Here is a 16305-nt window from a genome sequence, read left to right on the forward strand (position 1 = left end):
TCGCCATGTCCTCGATGGACGCAGCCTCGACCACCACCGCCGCGCCGCGCCGGGCGCGCAAGGGCACGACCGAACGCAGGGCCGGCTACTGGTGGTACATCCTGCCCGGCGCGCTCGGGTTCCTCGCCGTCGTCGCCGTGCCGTTCGGGATGAACCTCTGGTACAGCCTCACGTCCTTCCGGGGCGTCGGCACCCCGGTGTTCATCGGGTTCGAGAACTACCAGCGGCTGCTGGGCGACCCGCTGTTCTGGGCCTCGTTCCGGCACAGCGTGGCGTTCATCGTCGCCATGGCGATCCTCCCGACCGCCATCGGGGTGGTGGTCGCGGCCGTGCTGTTCAACTTCATCTCGCCCAAGTTCGGGTCGAAGGTGGCGAGCTTCCTGCGTGCCACCTACTACCTGCCGCAGATCCTGCCCATCGCGGTCGCGGGCGTGCTGTGGAAGTGGATGTACCAACCGCAGTACGGGATCATCAACACCACCCTGCGCGACGTCGGGCTCGGCGGCCTGGCGCAGAACTGGCTCGGCGACTCCGACATCGCCATCTACGCGGTGATGAACGTGTTGGTGTGGCTGCAGATCGGCTACACCGTGGTGGTGTTCATGGCCGGACTGTCGAGAGTGGACCCGGCGTTGTACGAGGCCGCCGAACTCGACGGCGCGAGCTGGTTCCAGCAGTTCCGCACCATCACGCTCAACCAGCTCCGACCGGAGATCGCGGTCGTGCTGATCACCACCTCGGTGGCCGCGCTGAAGGTGTTCGCGCCGATCTTCGTGCTCACCCGCGGCGGGCCGGGCACCAGCACGATCGTGCCCGCCTACTTCTCCTTCTCCAACTTCTTCACCACCACCAAGGTCGGCTACGGCGCCGCGGTGGCCTCCGTGCTGGCGCTGATGATCTCGGTCGTCGCGGTCGCGCTGCTGCGCTACCAGACCCGCAACTCCGAAGGGTTCGAAGATGCCCGTCGATAGCCTGGAGAAGCCGGCCGTGATCCCGTCAACGCCTCCCGCGCCGCCTGTGCGCAAGGTCAAGCGCCGCAAGCGCGGCGTCAGCGGCTGGGTGGTGCTCGCCGTGGTCGCCGGCATCGGCCTGCTGATGCTGTTCCCGTTCTGGATCGCGGTCATCAACGCGTTCAAGCCCGCGCCGGACTACATCGTCAACGGACCGGTGTCGGTGCCCACCGAGCTGGACTTCTCCGCCCTGGTCGACTTCTGGGGCGGCGTGGACTTCAACCGCAAGCTGCTCAACAGCGTCGTGATCAGCGGGAGCGTGGCCCTGATCGCGGTGGCGCTGAGCTTGCTGTCGGCGTTCGCCATCGGCATCGGGCGCATCCGCGGCCGGGTGTGGATCCTCGCGCTGTTCATGCTTGCGTTCACCATCCCGCAGGAAGCGCTGGTCTACCCGCTGTTCGTGCTCACGCGCGACCTCGGGCTCTACGACACCCAGATCGGCGTGATCATCATCCTCGCCGTCCTCCAGAGCGCGTTCGGCACATACATGCTGTCCTCGGTGCTGGGCACGTTCCCTCCCGAAGTGCTGGAGGCCGCGCGCCTGGACGGCGCTTCCCGGTTCCAGGTGCTGCGGCACGTCGTGCTGCCGCTGACCAGGCCGACGATGGCGGTGTTGATGACGTTCTTCTTCATCTGGACCTGGAACGACTTCTTCCTGCCCCTGGTACTGCTGCCCTCGGCGGACAACCAGACCGTGTCGGTGGCGCTGGGCGCGTTGAGCGGCCAGTACACCAGCGACCCCACGGCCCTGGCCGCCGCGTCGCTGGCGGGCATCCTGCCGGCACTGGTGTTCTTCCTGCTCTTCCAACGCACGCTCATGCGCGGCGTGAACCTCGGCGCGGTCAAATAACTCCCCACGAAGGACATCCATGACTCTCGACCAGACGGTCGCCCCCACCCTGGACGCGGCCCCCTGGTGGACCTCCGCCGTGGTCTACCAGGTCTACCCGCGCAGCTTCGCCGACTCCAACGGTGACGGCGTCGGCGACCTGCCCGGCCTGATCGGCAGGCTGGACCACCTGGAACGGCTCGGCGTCGACGTGATCTGGCTGTCGCCCGTCTACGCCTCGCCGCACGCCGACAACGGGTACGACATCTCCGACTACCGGGCCATCGACCCCGCGTTCGGCACGCTGGCCGACTTCGACCGCCTGCTGGCCGAGGTGCACGCCCGCGGCATGAAGCTGATCATGGACCTGGTGGTCAACCACACCTCCGACGAGCACCCGTGGTTCGTGGAGTCGCGGTCGTCCAAGGACAACCCCAAGCGCGACTGGTACTGGTGGCGACCGCCGCGCGAGGGGTTCGAAGCCGGTCAGCCCGGCGCGGAGCCCACCAACTGGGAGTCGTTCTTCTCCGGCCCGACCTGGACGCTGGACGAGACCACCGGCGAGTACTACCTGCACCTGTTCGCGCCCAAGCAGCCGGACCTGAACTGGGAGAACCCCGAGGTCCGCCACGCCGTGTACGAGATGATGCGCTGGTGGCTGGACCGGGGCGTGGACGGCTTCCGGATGGACGTCATCAACCTCATCTCCAAGGACCCCGCCCTGCCCGACGCTGCCACCACCGGGACGGGCGGCCTCGGCGACGGGTTCCCGCACTACGGCACCGGGCCGCGCATCCACGAGTTCCTCCAGGAGATGCACCGCGAGGTGTTCGAGAGCCGGTCGGGCCGGCTGCTGACCGTGGGGGAGATGCCGGGCGTCACCTGGGAGGACGCCCGGCTCTTCACCGACCCGGCGCGGCGCGAGCTGGACATGGTGTTCCAGTTCGAACACGTCTCCCTCGACCACGGCCCCGGCGGCAAGTTCGACCCCGAACCGCTGGACCTGCGTGACCTCAAGGCCTCGCTGGGCCGGTGGCAGACCGCGCTGGGGGACGTCGGCTGGAACAGCCTGTACTGGAACAACCACGACCAGCCCCGCGTCGTGTCCCGCTTCGGTGACGACGGCGAGTACTGGCGTGAGTCGGCCACGGCGTTGGCCACCGTCCTGCACCTGCACCGCGGCACCCCGTACGTCTACCAGGGCGAAGAGCTGGGCATGACCAACGCGCCGTTCGCCGACGTGCACGACCTGCGCGACGTCGAATCGCTCAACCACTACCGCGAAGCCGTCGACGCCGGCGCCGACCCGGAAGCAGTGCTGCGGGGCCTGCGCGCGATGGGCCGCGACAACGCCCGCACCCCCGTGCAGTGGGACGCGACCCCCAACGCCGGGTTCACCACCGGCCGGCCGTGGCTGCCCGTCAACCCCAACCACACCTGGCTCAACGCCCAAGCCCAGTACGACGACCCGAAGTCCGTCTTCAACCACTACCGCCAGCTCATCGAACTGCGCCACGCGCTGCCGGTGATTGCCCGCGGCGACTTCCGGATGCTCCTGGCCGACGAGCCGTACCTCTACGCCTACGAACGAGCGCTCGGCGACGATCGGGTGCTCGTCGTGGCCAACCTGAGCGGGACACCGCAAATCGCCACCCTGGACGGCGAATGGTCCACCACCGACCTACTGCTGTCCAACGTAGACGAGCCGTCCTTCGTGAACGGCCGGATCGCGATGGAGCCGTGGTCGGCACACGTCTTCATGCGATCGATCCACAGCAGGTAGCAGCACCCGCACGAGCATCAGCACGCCCTTCCCAATGATGAGAAGAGGACCCTGCCATGCCCGCAGCAAGAACGTCTCGGCCGGCGGCACTCGTCGCCGGCCTGGCGCTCGCCCTGGTCGGCACCGTCGTGCCGGCCTGGGTGGGCGCGCCACCGGCCCAGGCCGCCGTCTCCACCGCCGACAGCGACCAGCTCAAGACGTGGTGGCACGACAACCACGAGTTCAACACCAGCAGCCCGGTGGCGAGCGACAAGGTCAGGCGCTCGTCGTTCTACGACGTCCAGGTCGCCACCGCCGCCGCACCGACCACCAGGTACGACTCGTTCACCTACATGAGCATCCCGCGCAGCGGCAAGGGGAAGATCGGCTACACCAAGGAGGACGGCGCGGAGTTCTCCTCGTCGGCGAACCTGACGATGAGCTGGTCGTCCTTCCAGTACGCCACCGACGTGTGGGTCGACGTGTCCCTGCGCACCGGCCAGAGCATCTCGTCGGCCGACCAGGTCAAGATCAAGCCGAGCACCCTGAACCTCGCCAAGCAGCTCGTCGACGGCGACACCGTGCGCATCAAGGTTCCTTACAACGCGGCGGGCTACCGCTTCTCCGTCGAGTTCGACCCGCAGCTCTACACGGCGTACAACGACATGTCCGGCCCGTCCACCGACGCCGGCAAGCTCACCACCTCGTCGGGCAACGGCAACCGCGCCATCCACACCGAGCCCCGCAACTCCATGATGGTCTTCGCCGAACCGACGCCCACCGGGGCGGAGCGCGACCGGCTGATCCCCACCGCGGCCTCGGGCAGCACCTACTACCCGCCGCAGGGGCAGGTCACCAACCTGAACACGATCAGCGAGGAGATCGTGTACTTCCGGCCCGGCACCTACTACATGACCTCCAAGTACCACGCGCTGCTGCCCAAGCAGGTCAAGTGGGTCTACCTGGCCCCTGGCGCCTACGTGAAGGGCGCGATCCGCTTCCCCGACGACAGCCAGGGCCTGTACAAGGTGACCGGCTACGGCGTGCTCTCCGGTGAGCAGTACGTCTACGAGGCCGACACCGCCAACAACTACGACCACCTGTCCGGCGCCTCGAACTGCCACTCCACCTGCGTGAAGATGCTCCAGTTCGCCTCGGCCCAGGGTCGGCAGCAGCACCTGGACCTCCAGGGCGTGACCGTCAACGAGCCCCCGTACCACTCGTTCGTCGTCTACGGCGACGAGGAGACCTTCAGCATGCGGGTCGAGAACTACAAGCAGGTCGGTTCCTGGTACTGGCAGACCGACGGCATCGAGCTGTACCGCGGCAGCACCATGAAGAACACGTTCTTCAACGCCAACGACGACGTGCTGAAGATGTACCACAGCAACGTCAGCATCGATAACACCGTCGTCTGGAAGAACGAGAACGGCCCGGTCATCCAGTGGGGGTGGACCCCGCGCGACATCGACAACGTGCGGGTCGCCAACACGCACGTCATCCACAACCGGATGTACTGGAAGGACGTCAAGTACAACACCTGCATCCTGAACTCCTCCTCGCACTGGGAGAACATGGGCTCGACCACCACGGCGAACCCCAACGCGTGGGTGAAGAACATGACCTTCGAGAACATCACCGTCGAGGGCATGACCAACTGCGCGATCCGCGTCTTCGCCCTGTCCAGCACCGAGAACATCCACGTCAAGAACCTCCGCATCGACGCGTGGAGCGACCTGGACGCCTCCTCGCAGATCAGCCTCCTCAAGCGGTACAGCAACAGCAGCGGGCAGAAGGTGGTGCTGGGCAACGAGACCCGGGACAGCCGCGGCCTGAAGCTGGAGAACTACACCGTCGGCGGCACCGTCATCGACAAGGCCGGCACCAACTGGGCCGCGGACAAGCTCGGCCGGATCGGCTTCGACGCCGAGACCTGGGACAACTGGAACGCCTGGGGCCCGGGCGGCACCAACCCGGACCCGGTCACCGGCGGCCGGATCGTCAACGGTTTGACCGGCAAGTGCGTCGACCGAGCAGGCGGCGGCACGGCGAACGGCACCGCCATCCAGCAGTGGGCATGCGCCACCGTGCCCTTCATGACGTGGACGCTGGAGGGACAGCAGCTGAAGTCCGGCGGGAAGTGCATCGACGTCGAAGGCGGCGCTACCGCCAACGGCACCAAGGCGCACCTGTGGGACTGCGGTCCGTGGGACAGCCAGAAGTGGGCCTTCCAGTCCAACGGCACCCTGAAGAACCTCAAGTCCGGTCGCTGCCTGGACATCGAGAGCCAGAGCACCGCAGACGGCGCCCGCCTGCACCTGTGGGACTGCGGTACCTGGAACAGTCAGAAGTGGACGCTGACCGGCTGACCATCGCCGCACGCCGGCACCGAACCCGTCTCAAGACGCCGCCGCCACGGTGTTCCAGCTCCCGGTGGAACCCTTCCCCGGGTGCTTCTTCCCAACACTACGGAGGCACACCATGAAGAAGTCGGCCAAGACCGCGTTATCCGCGACCGGGGCCGCCGGTCTCGCGCTGTCCGCGGCGTTCGTCGTGTCGTCGCTGCCCGCGAGCGCGAACATCGTCGCTGTCACGTCCCCCGTGAGCGCGGGACCGGCGGACCACGGCCAGCTCTACCCCGACGGTCCGTCCTCGGTGGACGGTTCGCCGCTGGAGCGGTGCCGGCGTGGCACCGACTACGCCCTGCCCAGCCGCAACCCGGTCCTCGACGAGCCGCTGACCACCAGCTTCACCAGCAACGTCGGCCTGTCGGTCAAGGTCCAGCTCGAAGGCGGCACCTCCTACGGCAACCGCAAGCTCATCTTCGCCAACACCGGCAACGCGTCCGTGCACACCGACTGCCTGGTCCTGAAGTTCCGCGCGCCCTCGGGCTCGGTGGACCACCACTACCGGGCCTCGGTCCAGTACGGGCACCCGCAGCAGGACTACGTCGAGGTCCCGCGCGGCAACGGCGAGTCCCACTACATCATCCGGTTCGGGTTCCACGACGTGCCGCTGGCCGACCGCACCATCCCGGTCGGGCAGACGTGGACCTACGAGCTGGCAGGCGCCAACCAGAGCTCGATGAGCCTGGAGGCCACGCGCGACTCCGTCGAGGTCCTGGCGGACATGAACGTCGGCGGCAACCACTGGATCTCCCAGTACGGCACCAAGCGCCTGGGCAACTGACGCCAGGTAGGGGTGGCGGCCCCGCAACGACGCGGGGCCGCCACCCGGCCATCCCGGGAGGACATCCATGAGAACCCTTGCCTGCCTTGCCCTGACCGTCGTGCTCGCCGCCTGCTCATCAGGCGCACCCGACCACTCGCACCACCAGCACCACTCGATGACGGCGGAGGACGCCGCGCGGCTGCGCGGGGTCGCCACCACCTACCTCGGCCTGCTCTCGGGCGGTGACCCGACCGCGGCCTGGGACATGTGGACCACCGATGCACAGCAACGCGACCCGCGCGAGGCGTTCGTCGACCGGCTCGCGCACTGCGCACCCGGAGTCCCCTACGAAGTGCTCGGTGTCGTGGCCGACGGGCCGGAGCTCGCCCGGGTCGCCTGGCGGCACGGCGAACGCACCGGCGAGCACCTGCTGCGCCTGCACGACGGCCAGTGGCGCGTCGACCCCGCCGACACCACCACGTGCGGTGCACCATGACCACTCGCGCGGTGACATTGCTGCGCGGCTCGCTCGGCCTGGTGTTCGTGTGGTTCGGCGCGCTCAAGGTGGCCGACGTGACACCGGTCGCCGACCTGGTCGCCCGCACGGTGCCCTGGCTGGACCGCCAGCCGCTGCTGATCTCGCTCGGCGCCGCGGAGGTGGTGCTCGGCGTGGCTCTGTGGCTCGGCCGCCGGGTGCGCTGGGTCGCGGCCGTCGCCCTGGTCCACCTGCTCGGAACCTTCCTGGTGCTGGTGGTCCAGCCGCAGGCGGCGTTCCAGGCGGGCAACCCGCTGCTGCTCACCACGGAGGGCGAGTTCGTCGTCAAGAACATCGTGCTGATCACCGCGTGCCTGGTGCTCATGTCGGCGAGTCAGCAGTCCGAACACTTGATCGGCGCAAGGAAATAGACCACAACGAGGTGGCACATGCGATCCGCACGACGCAGAGCGGCGAGCACACTGGCGATAGGGGCGGCACTGATCGCCGGCGTGGAACATCACCGACCCGCCGGTATGGCCCGGTGTGTGGTCGACGGTAAGCCGCAGGCCCGCCACGTCCAGCTCGGCCCCGTAGGGTTCACCGGATCGGGCACCGCGACCGCGCCGACCACGTTCACGGTCAACAGCACACCCGCCTGACCCTCACCCACGACGCCCCTGCGAAGCCCGACAGCGCAGGGGTCGAGCGGGGTCACTGGTGGCGGCCTGCGACCCCGCTCGCGCAGAAGCGGTGGCGTCGTCCCGGATCACCGGGGCGGCGCCACCGTGGGCGGGCCGAGCGCCCGCACCACCCGTGTTCCCTTCGGCTTGGCCTGAGCAGTACCCGGGGCACCGGCCAGGTCGTGAGCTGACGGCCTGCCGGCTTGGCTGGTGCCCTGCCCGCTCGGATTCCGAGAGGTGGTCGGGGCGGTGGTGGGTGTTCGAGCAGACCGGACTTAGAGACGGACGGGCCGCTGCCGCTCTCCGGGCCCCTGGGGGCTAAAAGGCCGTAGATCTCGCCTTCGGCGATCCTGGAGGAGACGTTCGCGACGGCGTCCGCGTCACCGGAACTCGTGTGCGGCAGCCGACAGGCGAGCACCGTCCGCGAGCCGATCCCCGTCTTCTTCCGCGGGTACGACGACCACCGGGCAGCGGGCGTGCCGCAGGCAGTGGGTGACGACGGGGCTGACCACGAACACCGGGCCGTGGTGGTAGGTGTGGCTGCCCAGGACCAGGCGGTGTGCGTCGGTGGACAGCTCCACCAGTGCCGGTCCCACGCTGCCGGTGGGCACGGACTGCTCCACCTCGACGCCGGTGGTGTCGACCTGGTCCAGGGCGGCGCGCAGTTCCCGTTGGTGCAGGGCCAGGAACGCGTCCGGGCCGTTCGGGCCGGGGGCGGGTGGCCGTACCCGGCACACGGACACGGCGTGCACGCGGGCCCCGGTGGTGCGCGCTTGGCGCACCGCCCAGGCCAGGGCCGCGGTGCCGGCGGGCGATCCGTCGACGCCCACGACGATCGTCGGCTTGTCCATCGTGTGGTTCCTCCGGTTTCAGCGCAGCCAGGTGTTGTCGCGGACCCGGCCGAAAGTCCTCGGGTGGTGGGGACCTCCGACGTTTGTCCATTGAGGACGGTGGGGTCACCCGCGGGATCGGCGGGCGACGTCGCGCAGTGAGACCGTGATCGCGATGCCGATGAGGCTGTTGAGCACGGCGGTGGCTGTGCGGGAGCCCTCGTCGAGGTCGAGGCCGAGTGGCACGACGGCGGTGATCGCGGTCAGCAGCAGTGCGGTCCACGTGAAGAAGTGGACGGGGTCCGGTGTCGTGGTCAGGAGCAGGTGGAGCAGGCCGGTCGCGGCGAAGGCGCAGCCGGCTGTGGCGAGGGTGTAGGTGAGCGTGTCGGCCCCGCCCCACGCGCCTTCGCCCTTCGGGGCGAGCACGGCGAGGTCGAACAGCCCCCGCGCGACCAGGATGCCGACGACGGCGAGCAGCCCGGCGACCAGCGCGGTGGCCGCGCCGCCCGCCCACAGGCGGCTGGGCGAGTACCGGCGTGGAACCTCGTCCTCGACGGGCGCGGGGATTTCCAGCTCGAACCGCTTCGCGGGGTCGTGGTGCGGGCGGGGGTCGTTCCTTTGGTCCGTCATGGCGGTTTCCCTCTCACGCGATTTCCGGCGCGGTCGGACTGGCGGGAGTCAGTGGGACGACGACCCCGGTCAGGTCGATCTCGCGGGGCGGCCCGACCGGTGTGGCGCCCTGCCCGGTGGTGTGCCGGAACAGGGAGGCGAACCCGTCGCCGATGGCCTGGGTGAGCTCCGCCGCGGGTGTGTGGACCCGTTTGTGGGCGGTGAGGAGGCTGGGCTGGTCGGCGAGTGTCGCTTGGTGGGTCATCACCCGAGCGTGACGCCCCGGATGCGCGGCGAGCAGGGCCCAAAGGGCTCTTTGGACCGGGACGTCGAGCCCGCGGGCCGGGCGAAATCTCCGGGCCGAAAGACCCTACTCGAATGGTCGCCGCGGGCTTTGCGGGTGGTCGGGGCCGTGCCAGGCTGGCGGTATGACGGGATCGGAGCAGTCGCCGCACAGCCTGCTGGGCGGGTTGCGCCTCGACGAGCTGTTGGACGGGGTGCGGGAGCGGTTGACCGAGATCGCGTCGACCCGGGACAAGATGCAGGGCCTGCTGGACGCGGTGCTCGCGGTGGGCTCGGGTCTGGAGCTGGACTCGACGTTGCAGCGGATCGTGCAGGCGGCGACCGAGCTGGTGGGCGCCCGGTACGGGGCGTTGGGGGTGCTGGGGCCGCGTGAGGGGTTGTCGGAGTTCGTCTACGTCGGGATCGATCCGGAGACGCGGTCGCGGATGGGTCACCTGCCGCAGGGCAAGGGCCTGCTCGGGTTGTTGATCAAGGATCCGCGGGTGATCCGGTTGCACGACCTGTCGCAGCACGACGCGTCGGTGGGGTTCCCGGCGAATCACCCGCCGATGCACAGCTTCCTGGGTGTGCCGGTGCGGGTGCGCAAGGAGGTGTTCGGCAACCTCTACATGACCGAGAAGGTCGACGGCGCGGACTTCACCCCGGATGACGAGGTGGTGTTGTCGGCGTTGGCCGCGGCGGCGGGTGTGGCGATCGAGAACGCCCGGTTGTTCGAGCGGTCGCGGATGCGGGAGCGGTGGTTGGAGGCCACGGCGGAGGTGAACAGCGTGTTGTTGGGCGGGGCGTCGCCGGAGGACGCGCTGTCGCTGATCACCCAACGGACGCGGGAGCTGTCCTCGTCGGCGTTGTCGTTGCTGCTGCTGGCCGAGGAGGGCGGGTTGCGGATCGCGGCGGGGGACGGGGCGCAGGTCGAGGAGTTGGTGGGGGCCACGGTGTCGGCGGACGGGTCGTTCGTCGGCGACGTGGTGTCCTCGGCGGCTCCGGCGCTCGCCGAGGACCTGGAGGGCCTGTTGTGGGGGCGCGCGGTCAACGTGGGGCCGGCGGTGGCGGTGCCGTTGCGGACGGGGTCGTCGGTGACGGGTGTCCTGCTCGTGGCGCGGGAGAAGGGCGGGTCGCCGTTCGGCGCGGACCAGGTGCCGCTGCTAGCGTCGTTCGCCGATCAGGCGGCGTTGGCGCTGGAGTTCGCGGAGAACCAGCGGGCGCGGCGGCTGGTGGACGTGCTGGAGGACCGGGACCGCATCGCGCGTGACCTGCACGACCACGTGATCCAGCGGTTGTTCGCCACGGGGATGAGCTTGCAGGGGTCGGTGGGGTCGATCCGGGAGCCGCGGATCCGGGAGCGGGTGGAGAAGGCGGTCAAGCAGCTGGACGAGACCGTGCTGGAGATCCGCACCTCGATCTTCGACCTCCAGGCCTCGGACGACGCGCCGGGCCTGCGCCGGCGGCTGCTGGACCTGGTGTCCGAGCTGACCGGGACCACGGAGCTGAACCCGGCCGTCCGCATGACCGGGACCGTGGACACCTCCGTGCCCGTCGAGATGGCCGAGGACGTGGAGGCGGCCGTGCGGGAAGCGGTGAGCAACGTCGTCCGCCACGCGCGGGCCACGTCGCTCGTCGTCACCGTCGAGGCCGCCGGCGACCTGACCGTCACCGTGGTGGACGACGGGGTGGGCATCCCGGACCGGGTGGCCCGCAGCGGCCTGCACAACCTGGAGCACCGCGCCCAGCGCTGGGGCGGTAGCTCCTCCGTCGCCGCCGCACCAAGCGGTGGTACCCGCCTCACCTGGCAGGTTCCACTGGCCTGACCGGAACCCCCGGCCGGGACCGGCCCAGCCGCAGTCCGATGCCGCTGGCCGCGAGCAGCACGGCCCCGCCGACGAGCAGCAGCCAGCCGCCGCCGACCGCGCCGTCGGTCCAGTCCCACACCGCCTCGGGCACGACGACCGTGGTGGCCACGACACCCGCCGCCGGCAGCACGAAGGTGCGCTCGCGGGCGTAGCCGGCGAAGCACGCCACGGCCAGCACGGCGGTCAGGGCGTAAGCCCAGACCGCGTCATCGGACGAGCCCAGCGGCTGCTGCGCGCCGAAGAACGCGATCACCGCGCCGATCGCGAGTCCCAGCTGCCGGTGCCGGAGGACCCGGCCCGCCGACGCGACCAGCCACAGCACGCCGAGCCCGAACAGCCACAACCCCATCGCCAGGGGACCGGCGGCGGGATGCTCGCCCACGGACGCCATCACCACGACCACGCTCAACGCCCCCGCCACCAGCAGGCCGACCGCAGCGGACACCACCGCGTACCCGGCCACCGCGAGCGGCAGCCCCACCGCGGCGCCGACGAGCACTTCGCGGTCGTCCACCGCCACCCCGCCGGCCAGCGCCGCCGTGATCGGAGCCAGCGCGAACAGCACGCCGACGACCCGGTGGGCGACCGTGCCCACCCCGAGCTGTCGGATGCCGCGCGGCCCGCCCGCGACGAGCACGCCCGCTGCCACCAGCACGGCGGTCGCCGCGACCAGCAGCGTCAGGCGGCCCGTCCGGGACAGGTCCTCCCAAGCCGTGGCGACCAGCAGCACCGCGCCACCCAGCAGCAGACCACCGCCGACGTAGCCGGCGATCTCCACCAGCCGCCCGGTGCGGGACGACGCCGCAGGGACACCGTCCAGCGCGTCCCGCACGGCCCGTTCCTGCTCCGCCGAGATCACCCCGGCCACCGTGAGCCGGTGCAGTGCGGCGGACTGCCGCTCGTCCACGACCCCTCCTCAGCCTTCCGATGCAGGCGGCTCGCGGTGCTCGACCTCGATCGTCCAGTCCCCGGCCAACGCCGCCACGGCCGCGACCGCGGTCACGACGGGGGCGACGATGGCGGCCACGACGCCCGCGGTCACCGGGATCTCCATGACCGTGTGGCCCTTGGCGTCCTTGATGACCAGTCGACGCACGGTGCCCTCGTGCAGGAGCTCCTTGACCTTCGCCACGAGCGCCTCACCGCGCACCCGGTGCACCATCCGCTGTTCGACCTGCTGCGACATGACCATCCTCCTCCGTCGGCGTCTACACCGCGAGTCTCCAGCCGGACCGGCCACCCCGGCCGCAGTCGGAAGTCCCACAGCACCAAGGACTTTCGACGCGTGTCGACGGTCAGCCCGATGCCTCGGCGGCGGGCGAGCCACTTGGTGTGCCGCGCTCGGCAGCGCGGAGGCTAGACGTCCCGCTTGCTCAGCAAGGCGGTCGCCGTCGCGGTGGCGGCCACCGCGAGGGCCGCCGTCAGCGCCAGCGCCGGGAGGTAGGACGACGGGGTGGCTCCGCGCAGCAGGCCGTCCAGGGCGCCGACCAGGCGGCTGGGTAGCCACCGGCCGAAACCGCCGAGTGGTTCGAGCAGCGCGGACAGCAGGAGCACGCCCAGGCACGTGAGGGCGGTGCCGACGACGCCGCGCAGCAAGGCGGCGGTGAGGGCGGTCAGGGCCACCGCGAACGCCAGGTACGCCGCCATGCACGCGATGCCCAGCAGGGTGCGGCCCACCGGGAGCGCGCCCAGCAAGACCGCGGTTTCGTACCAGGCCGCCATGGCACCGACCGTGAAAGCGCCCGCGCCGGCCGCCGCGTTGACCACGACCTTGGGCACGACGATCCGCCACAGGGCCGGGACGCGGGTGCGCAGGAACACGGCGCTGTCGCGTTGGGCGTCGAAGGCCAGTGCGGCGGCTGCGACCAGGACGAGCACGAGCAGCCCCAGTTGCACCGCGTTCTTGACGTACCCGGCCATGCCGTCAGCGGGTGTCGCGGGCGGTAGGACGACCTCGACCCCGCCGAAGCGGCGGATGATCTCCGGCAGGTAGCGGACCGAGATCGGGCCGACCAGACCGAACAGGCCGAACACCGCGCACAGCGCGACCAGCCGGTGCGTCCGCACCAGGCGCAGCCACTCCAACCGCCACAGGGTCACCGGGTCAGCTCCAGGAAGACGTCTTCGAGGTCCGCACCGCGGCGGTCCACGCGCAGGACGTGCGCGCCGACGTCGGCGAGGACCCGCACCAGGTCGGTTTCGGCGTCGGCGGGCGAGGACGTCTCCACGACCAACTCCTCGACACCGGTCCGGCGCACGGCCCGCACCCACGGCCGGGCGGACAACGCGGTCTCGACGGGCTCCAGTGGCGGACGGCAGCGCACCACCCACGTCGGCGCGGCACGGCCCACCAGCAGGTCGTCCAGCGAGCCCTGGTGCAGCAGGCGGCCGGCGGCGAGCACACCGACCCGGTCGCACACCTCCTGCACGTCGGCGAGCAGGTGGGTGGACAGCACCACGGTGGCCCGGCCGCCGAGGCGGGCGATCAGGCCCAGCACCTCCCGCCGCCCGGCGGGGTCCAGCGCCGAGCACGGTTCGTCCAGCAGCAGCAGGTCGGGATCACCCACGACGGTGGCCGCCATCCCGAGCCGTTGCAGCATCCCGCGCGAGTAGCCGCCGACGCGGCGGTGGGCGGCCTCGGTCAACCCGGCGTCCGCCAGCACCTCCGCGACACGGCTGCCGGGCACCTCGGGCGCGGTGAGGGCACGGGCGAGGTCGACCACCTCGAAACCGGTCAGCCACGGGTCGAAACCGGGCGTGTCGGGCAGCACCGCCACCCGGTCGCACGCGATCTCCACCGTGCCGCCGGTCGGTCGCCGCAGGCCCGCCAAGAGCGCCAGCACCGTGGTCTTGCCGGCCCCGTTGGGTCCGACGAGCCCGTAGACGCTGCCGCGAGGCACGACCAGGTCCACCCCGGCGAGCGCCTCGTGCCGCCCGTACCGCTTGCGCAGCCCGGCGGTCGTCACCGCGTTCACCGGTCCTTCCGTCCCGTGAACAGGTAGACGAGCCCGCCGACCGGGATGGACAGCAGGCACACCAACGCCCACGCCCACTTCGGCAGCCCGCGCACGGGACCGTGCGCGATGTCCCACCAGCACCAGCCCACCCAGCCCAGGGCGAGCACGAGGACCGGCAGCAGCGCGGCGATCGGGATCTGTTCCACCACCCCATCGCACCAGTCCCGGGCCGGTGCCGCCGGGGGAGGAAGTCCCGTCGGCACCGGGCCGCAGGGCCTGGACCGGTCAGTGGCGGGTGCGCCTGCGGGACAGGTGGAGCAGGGCTGTCCCGGCGGTGAGGGCGAGCAGGCCGGTGAACGTGAGCCACGTGGTTCCCGCGCCGGTCGCCGCGAGCGGGGGTTCCTCCGGGTGCTCCCGCGGAGGGGCCGGGTCGCCGCCGGACGGCGGGTCAGGGTCGGGTTGGTCGGGACCCGGGACGACGAAGTACAGGTGCTGGTAGGGGACCGGGCCGTTCTCGCCGTCGCGCGCCACGAGCTCCGGTCCGGAGTAGACGAACCGCCACGGCCCGACCACACCGAAGTCGTGGAGTCCCGCGGGGACGTCCAGGAACGTGAAGCGGCCGTCGGCCTCGGTCACCGCACGCGCGAAGACCCGACCGGTGACCTGGTCGCGCAGCCAGACCTTCGCGCCCACCAGGGGCTCGCCCGACGGCGGGCCCGACTGCGGCTGGAAGCCGACCTTCGTCACCCGTCCCACGACCTTCGGGGCGACCCCGCCTGGCACCCGGGCGGTGGCGGTGGTGGTCACGTCGCCGTTGCCGTAGGGCGGCGCGCCGAGCGAGCAGCGGACGCGCAGGTGGCCCTGGGCGGCGCTGTCGCGGGTGATCCGGGCCGACAGCTCGACCGACTTGGTCGTGCGGGCGGGCAGCAGGACGCCCGTGCCCAGCTCGCCCCGCTCGACCTCGCCGTCGGCGGAGGCCGAGCACGTGGCGGTGACGCCGGCCATCTGCGCCGGGCCGTTGTTGGTCAGCGTGACGCGCATGCGGGCCACGTCGTCCACCCGATAGGACGGCGCCGTGAACTCCGAGGTGACGGCCAGCGCGCTCCAGTCGACCACGGGGAGGCCGCGGACCAGGACGTCGGGGTCGTCGACGCCGTCCACCACGACGGCGGGCTGCTCGAAGTGCCACTCGGGGGTGCCGAACCGGATCGAGTAGCCGCCGCCGGGCAGGTCGGTGAACGCGAACCGGCCGGTCGCGTCGGTCGTCGCGGCCCGCACGACCTCCTCCGGGTAGCCGCCCGTGACCTCGACCGGGACGCCGGCGAGCGCCTCGCCGGGGTCGAGCGCGTCGTCGCCGTCGCGGTCGCCGTAGACGGTGCCGCGGTAGCTGCCGCGCGGGAAGCTCACCGGGACGGAGGCGAGCACGGTGTTGTCGGCCGGGTTCGCGTCCGGCTCCCCGTCGAGCCCGCCGACGGTGACCACCAGGTGCAGGTGGTCCTCGGTGGTGGTGATGCGGCCCTGAGCGGCGACCTCGACGCTCTGGCCGGGGTCGAGCGGGATCCCGGACGGGCGCCAGGTGTGGTCGGTCAGGTTGCCCGTCGAGGTGACGGCCACCTGCTGCACCGCCGCCGTGCCGGCGTTCGTGACGCGCGCGTGCACGGTGATGTCCTCCCAGCCGAAGTAGCCGGCCCGGTCGAACCACACGGACAACCGGAGGTCGGGCACGTCCGCCGGCGGGTCGTCGGCGAGCGCCGGCCCGGCCGAGACCGCCAGGCACAACCCGACGGCCGACGCGGCCGCCGCGGATCGAAGTAATCGGGACATGGCCT

General features: G+C 70.9%; 17 protein-coding genes. 8 read left to right on the forward strand and 9 right to left on the reverse strand.

Annotation, left to right across the window (positions count from 1 at the left end):
* Positions 1-5 precede the first annotated feature (5 nt).
* The 7 genes from DFJ66_RS38785 (at position 6) to DFJ66_RS38815 (ending at position 7678) form a co-directional block, all read left to right on the forward strand.
* Positions 6-971: a carbohydrate ABC transporter permease gene (locus DFJ66_RS38785; RefSeq protein ID WP_121229245.1), complete on the forward strand. Its 966-nt coding sequence runs from the start codon at positions 6-8 to the stop codon at positions 969-971.
* Positions 958-1860, forward strand: coding sequence for a carbohydrate ABC transporter permease (locus DFJ66_RS38790; RefSeq protein WP_121229248.1), 903 nt, complete (start codon positions 958-960; stop codon positions 1858-1860). Before DFJ66_RS38785 ends, DFJ66_RS38790 begins: the two co-directional genes overlap by 14 nt.
* A gap of 19 nt (positions 1861-1879) precedes the next feature.
* A complete protein-coding gene (locus DFJ66_RS38795) occupies positions 1880-3622 on the forward strand; it encodes a glycoside hydrolase family 13 protein (RefSeq protein WP_121229252.1) in 1743 nt (580 codons plus the stop codon).
* Positions 3623-3678: 56 nt separating this feature from the next.
* On the forward strand, positions 3679-5970 hold the full coding sequence (locus DFJ66_RS38800; RefSeq protein WP_121229255.1) for a family 49 glycosyl hydrolase: 2292 nt from the start codon (positions 3679-3681) through the stop codon (positions 5968-5970).
* Positions 5971-6082: 112 nt separating this feature from the next.
* Complete coding sequence (locus DFJ66_RS38805; protein WP_121229259.1) at positions 6083-6790, forward strand: hypothetical protein; 708 nt, start codon at positions 6083-6085, stop codon at positions 6788-6790.
* Between the two features lie 67 nt (positions 6791-6857).
* Entirely contained in the window at positions 6858-7268 is a 411-nt protein-coding gene (locus DFJ66_RS38810) for a hypothetical protein (protein ID WP_147459504.1), read from the forward strand.
* Positions 7265-7678: a DoxX family membrane protein gene (locus DFJ66_RS38815; RefSeq protein WP_121229265.1), complete on the forward strand. Its 414-nt coding sequence runs from the start codon at positions 7265-7267 to the stop codon at positions 7676-7678. Before DFJ66_RS38810 ends, DFJ66_RS38815 begins: the two co-directional genes overlap by 4 nt.
* Before the next feature lie 632 nt (positions 7679-8310).
* Here the strand turns inward: DFJ66_RS38815 and DFJ66_RS38825 are convergent.
* From DFJ66_RS38825 to DFJ66_RS38835, 3 genes are all read right to left on the reverse strand, one after another.
* Positions 8311-8781: a universal stress protein gene (locus DFJ66_RS38825; protein ID WP_121229268.1), complete on the reverse strand. Its 471-nt coding sequence runs from the start codon at positions 8779-8781 to the stop codon at positions 8311-8313.
* A gap of 105 nt (positions 8782-8886) precedes the next feature.
* Complete coding sequence (locus DFJ66_RS38830) at positions 8887-9390, reverse strand: DUF6069 family protein (protein WP_121229270.1); 504 nt, start codon at positions 9388-9390, stop codon at positions 8887-8889.
* A gap of 13 nt (positions 9391-9403) precedes the next feature.
* Positions 9404-9634 carry a hypothetical protein gene (locus tag DFJ66_RS38835; RefSeq protein WP_121229273.1) on the reverse strand — a complete coding sequence of 77 codons (231 nt, stop codon included), beginning with the start codon at positions 9632-9634 and terminating at the stop codon, positions 9404-9406.
* Between the two features lie 163 nt (positions 9635-9797).
* Between DFJ66_RS38835 and DFJ66_RS38840 the strand changes: the two genes are divergently transcribed.
* Positions 9798-11477 (forward strand): sensor histidine kinase, encoded by a 1680-nt coding sequence (locus DFJ66_RS38840; protein WP_121229276.1) that lies wholly within the window; start codon positions 9798-9800, stop codon positions 11475-11477.
* Here the strand turns inward: DFJ66_RS38840 and DFJ66_RS38845 are convergent.
* The 6 genes from DFJ66_RS38845 to DFJ66_RS38870 form a co-directional block, all read right to left on the reverse strand.
* Entirely contained in the window at positions 11452-12426 is a 975-nt protein-coding gene (locus tag DFJ66_RS38845; RefSeq protein WP_121229279.1) for a DUF2157 domain-containing protein, read from the reverse strand. The two genes, DFJ66_RS38840 and DFJ66_RS38845, sit on opposite strands and share 26 nt — an antisense overlap.
* 9 nt (positions 12427-12435) lie before the next feature.
* Positions 12436-12705 (reverse strand): DUF4342 domain-containing protein, encoded by a 270-nt coding sequence (locus DFJ66_RS38850; RefSeq protein ID WP_246030097.1) that lies wholly within the window; start codon positions 12703-12705, stop codon positions 12436-12438.
* A gap of 170 nt (positions 12706-12875) precedes the next feature.
* On the reverse strand, positions 12876-13619 hold the full coding sequence (locus DFJ66_RS38855; RefSeq protein ID WP_121229282.1) for a hypothetical protein: 744 nt from the start codon (positions 13617-13619) through the stop codon (positions 12876-12878).
* Positions 13616-14494, reverse strand: a complete 879-nt coding sequence (locus DFJ66_RS38860) for an ABC transporter ATP-binding protein (protein ID WP_121229285.1) — start codon at positions 14492-14494, stop codon at positions 13616-13618. Before DFJ66_RS38860 ends, DFJ66_RS38855 begins: the two co-directional genes overlap by 4 nt.
* Complete coding sequence (locus DFJ66_RS38865; RefSeq protein ID WP_211351462.1) at positions 14491-14682, reverse strand: PLDc N-terminal domain-containing protein; 192 nt, start codon at positions 14680-14682, stop codon at positions 14491-14493. The genes DFJ66_RS38860 and DFJ66_RS38865 overlap by 4 nt, the downstream gene beginning before the upstream one ends.
* Before the next feature lie 79 nt (positions 14683-14761).
* Positions 14762-16300: an LPXTG cell wall anchor domain-containing protein gene (locus DFJ66_RS38870; RefSeq protein WP_147459505.1), complete on the reverse strand. Its 1539-nt coding sequence runs from the start codon at positions 16298-16300 to the stop codon at positions 14762-14764.
* Between the last annotated feature and the right edge of the window lie 5 nt (positions 16301-16305).

It is taken from the genome of Saccharothrix variisporea, from assembly GCF_003634995.1.
GTDB classification, from domain to species: domain Bacteria; phylum Actinomycetota; class Actinomycetes; order Mycobacteriales; family Pseudonocardiaceae; genus Actinosynnema; species Actinosynnema variisporeum.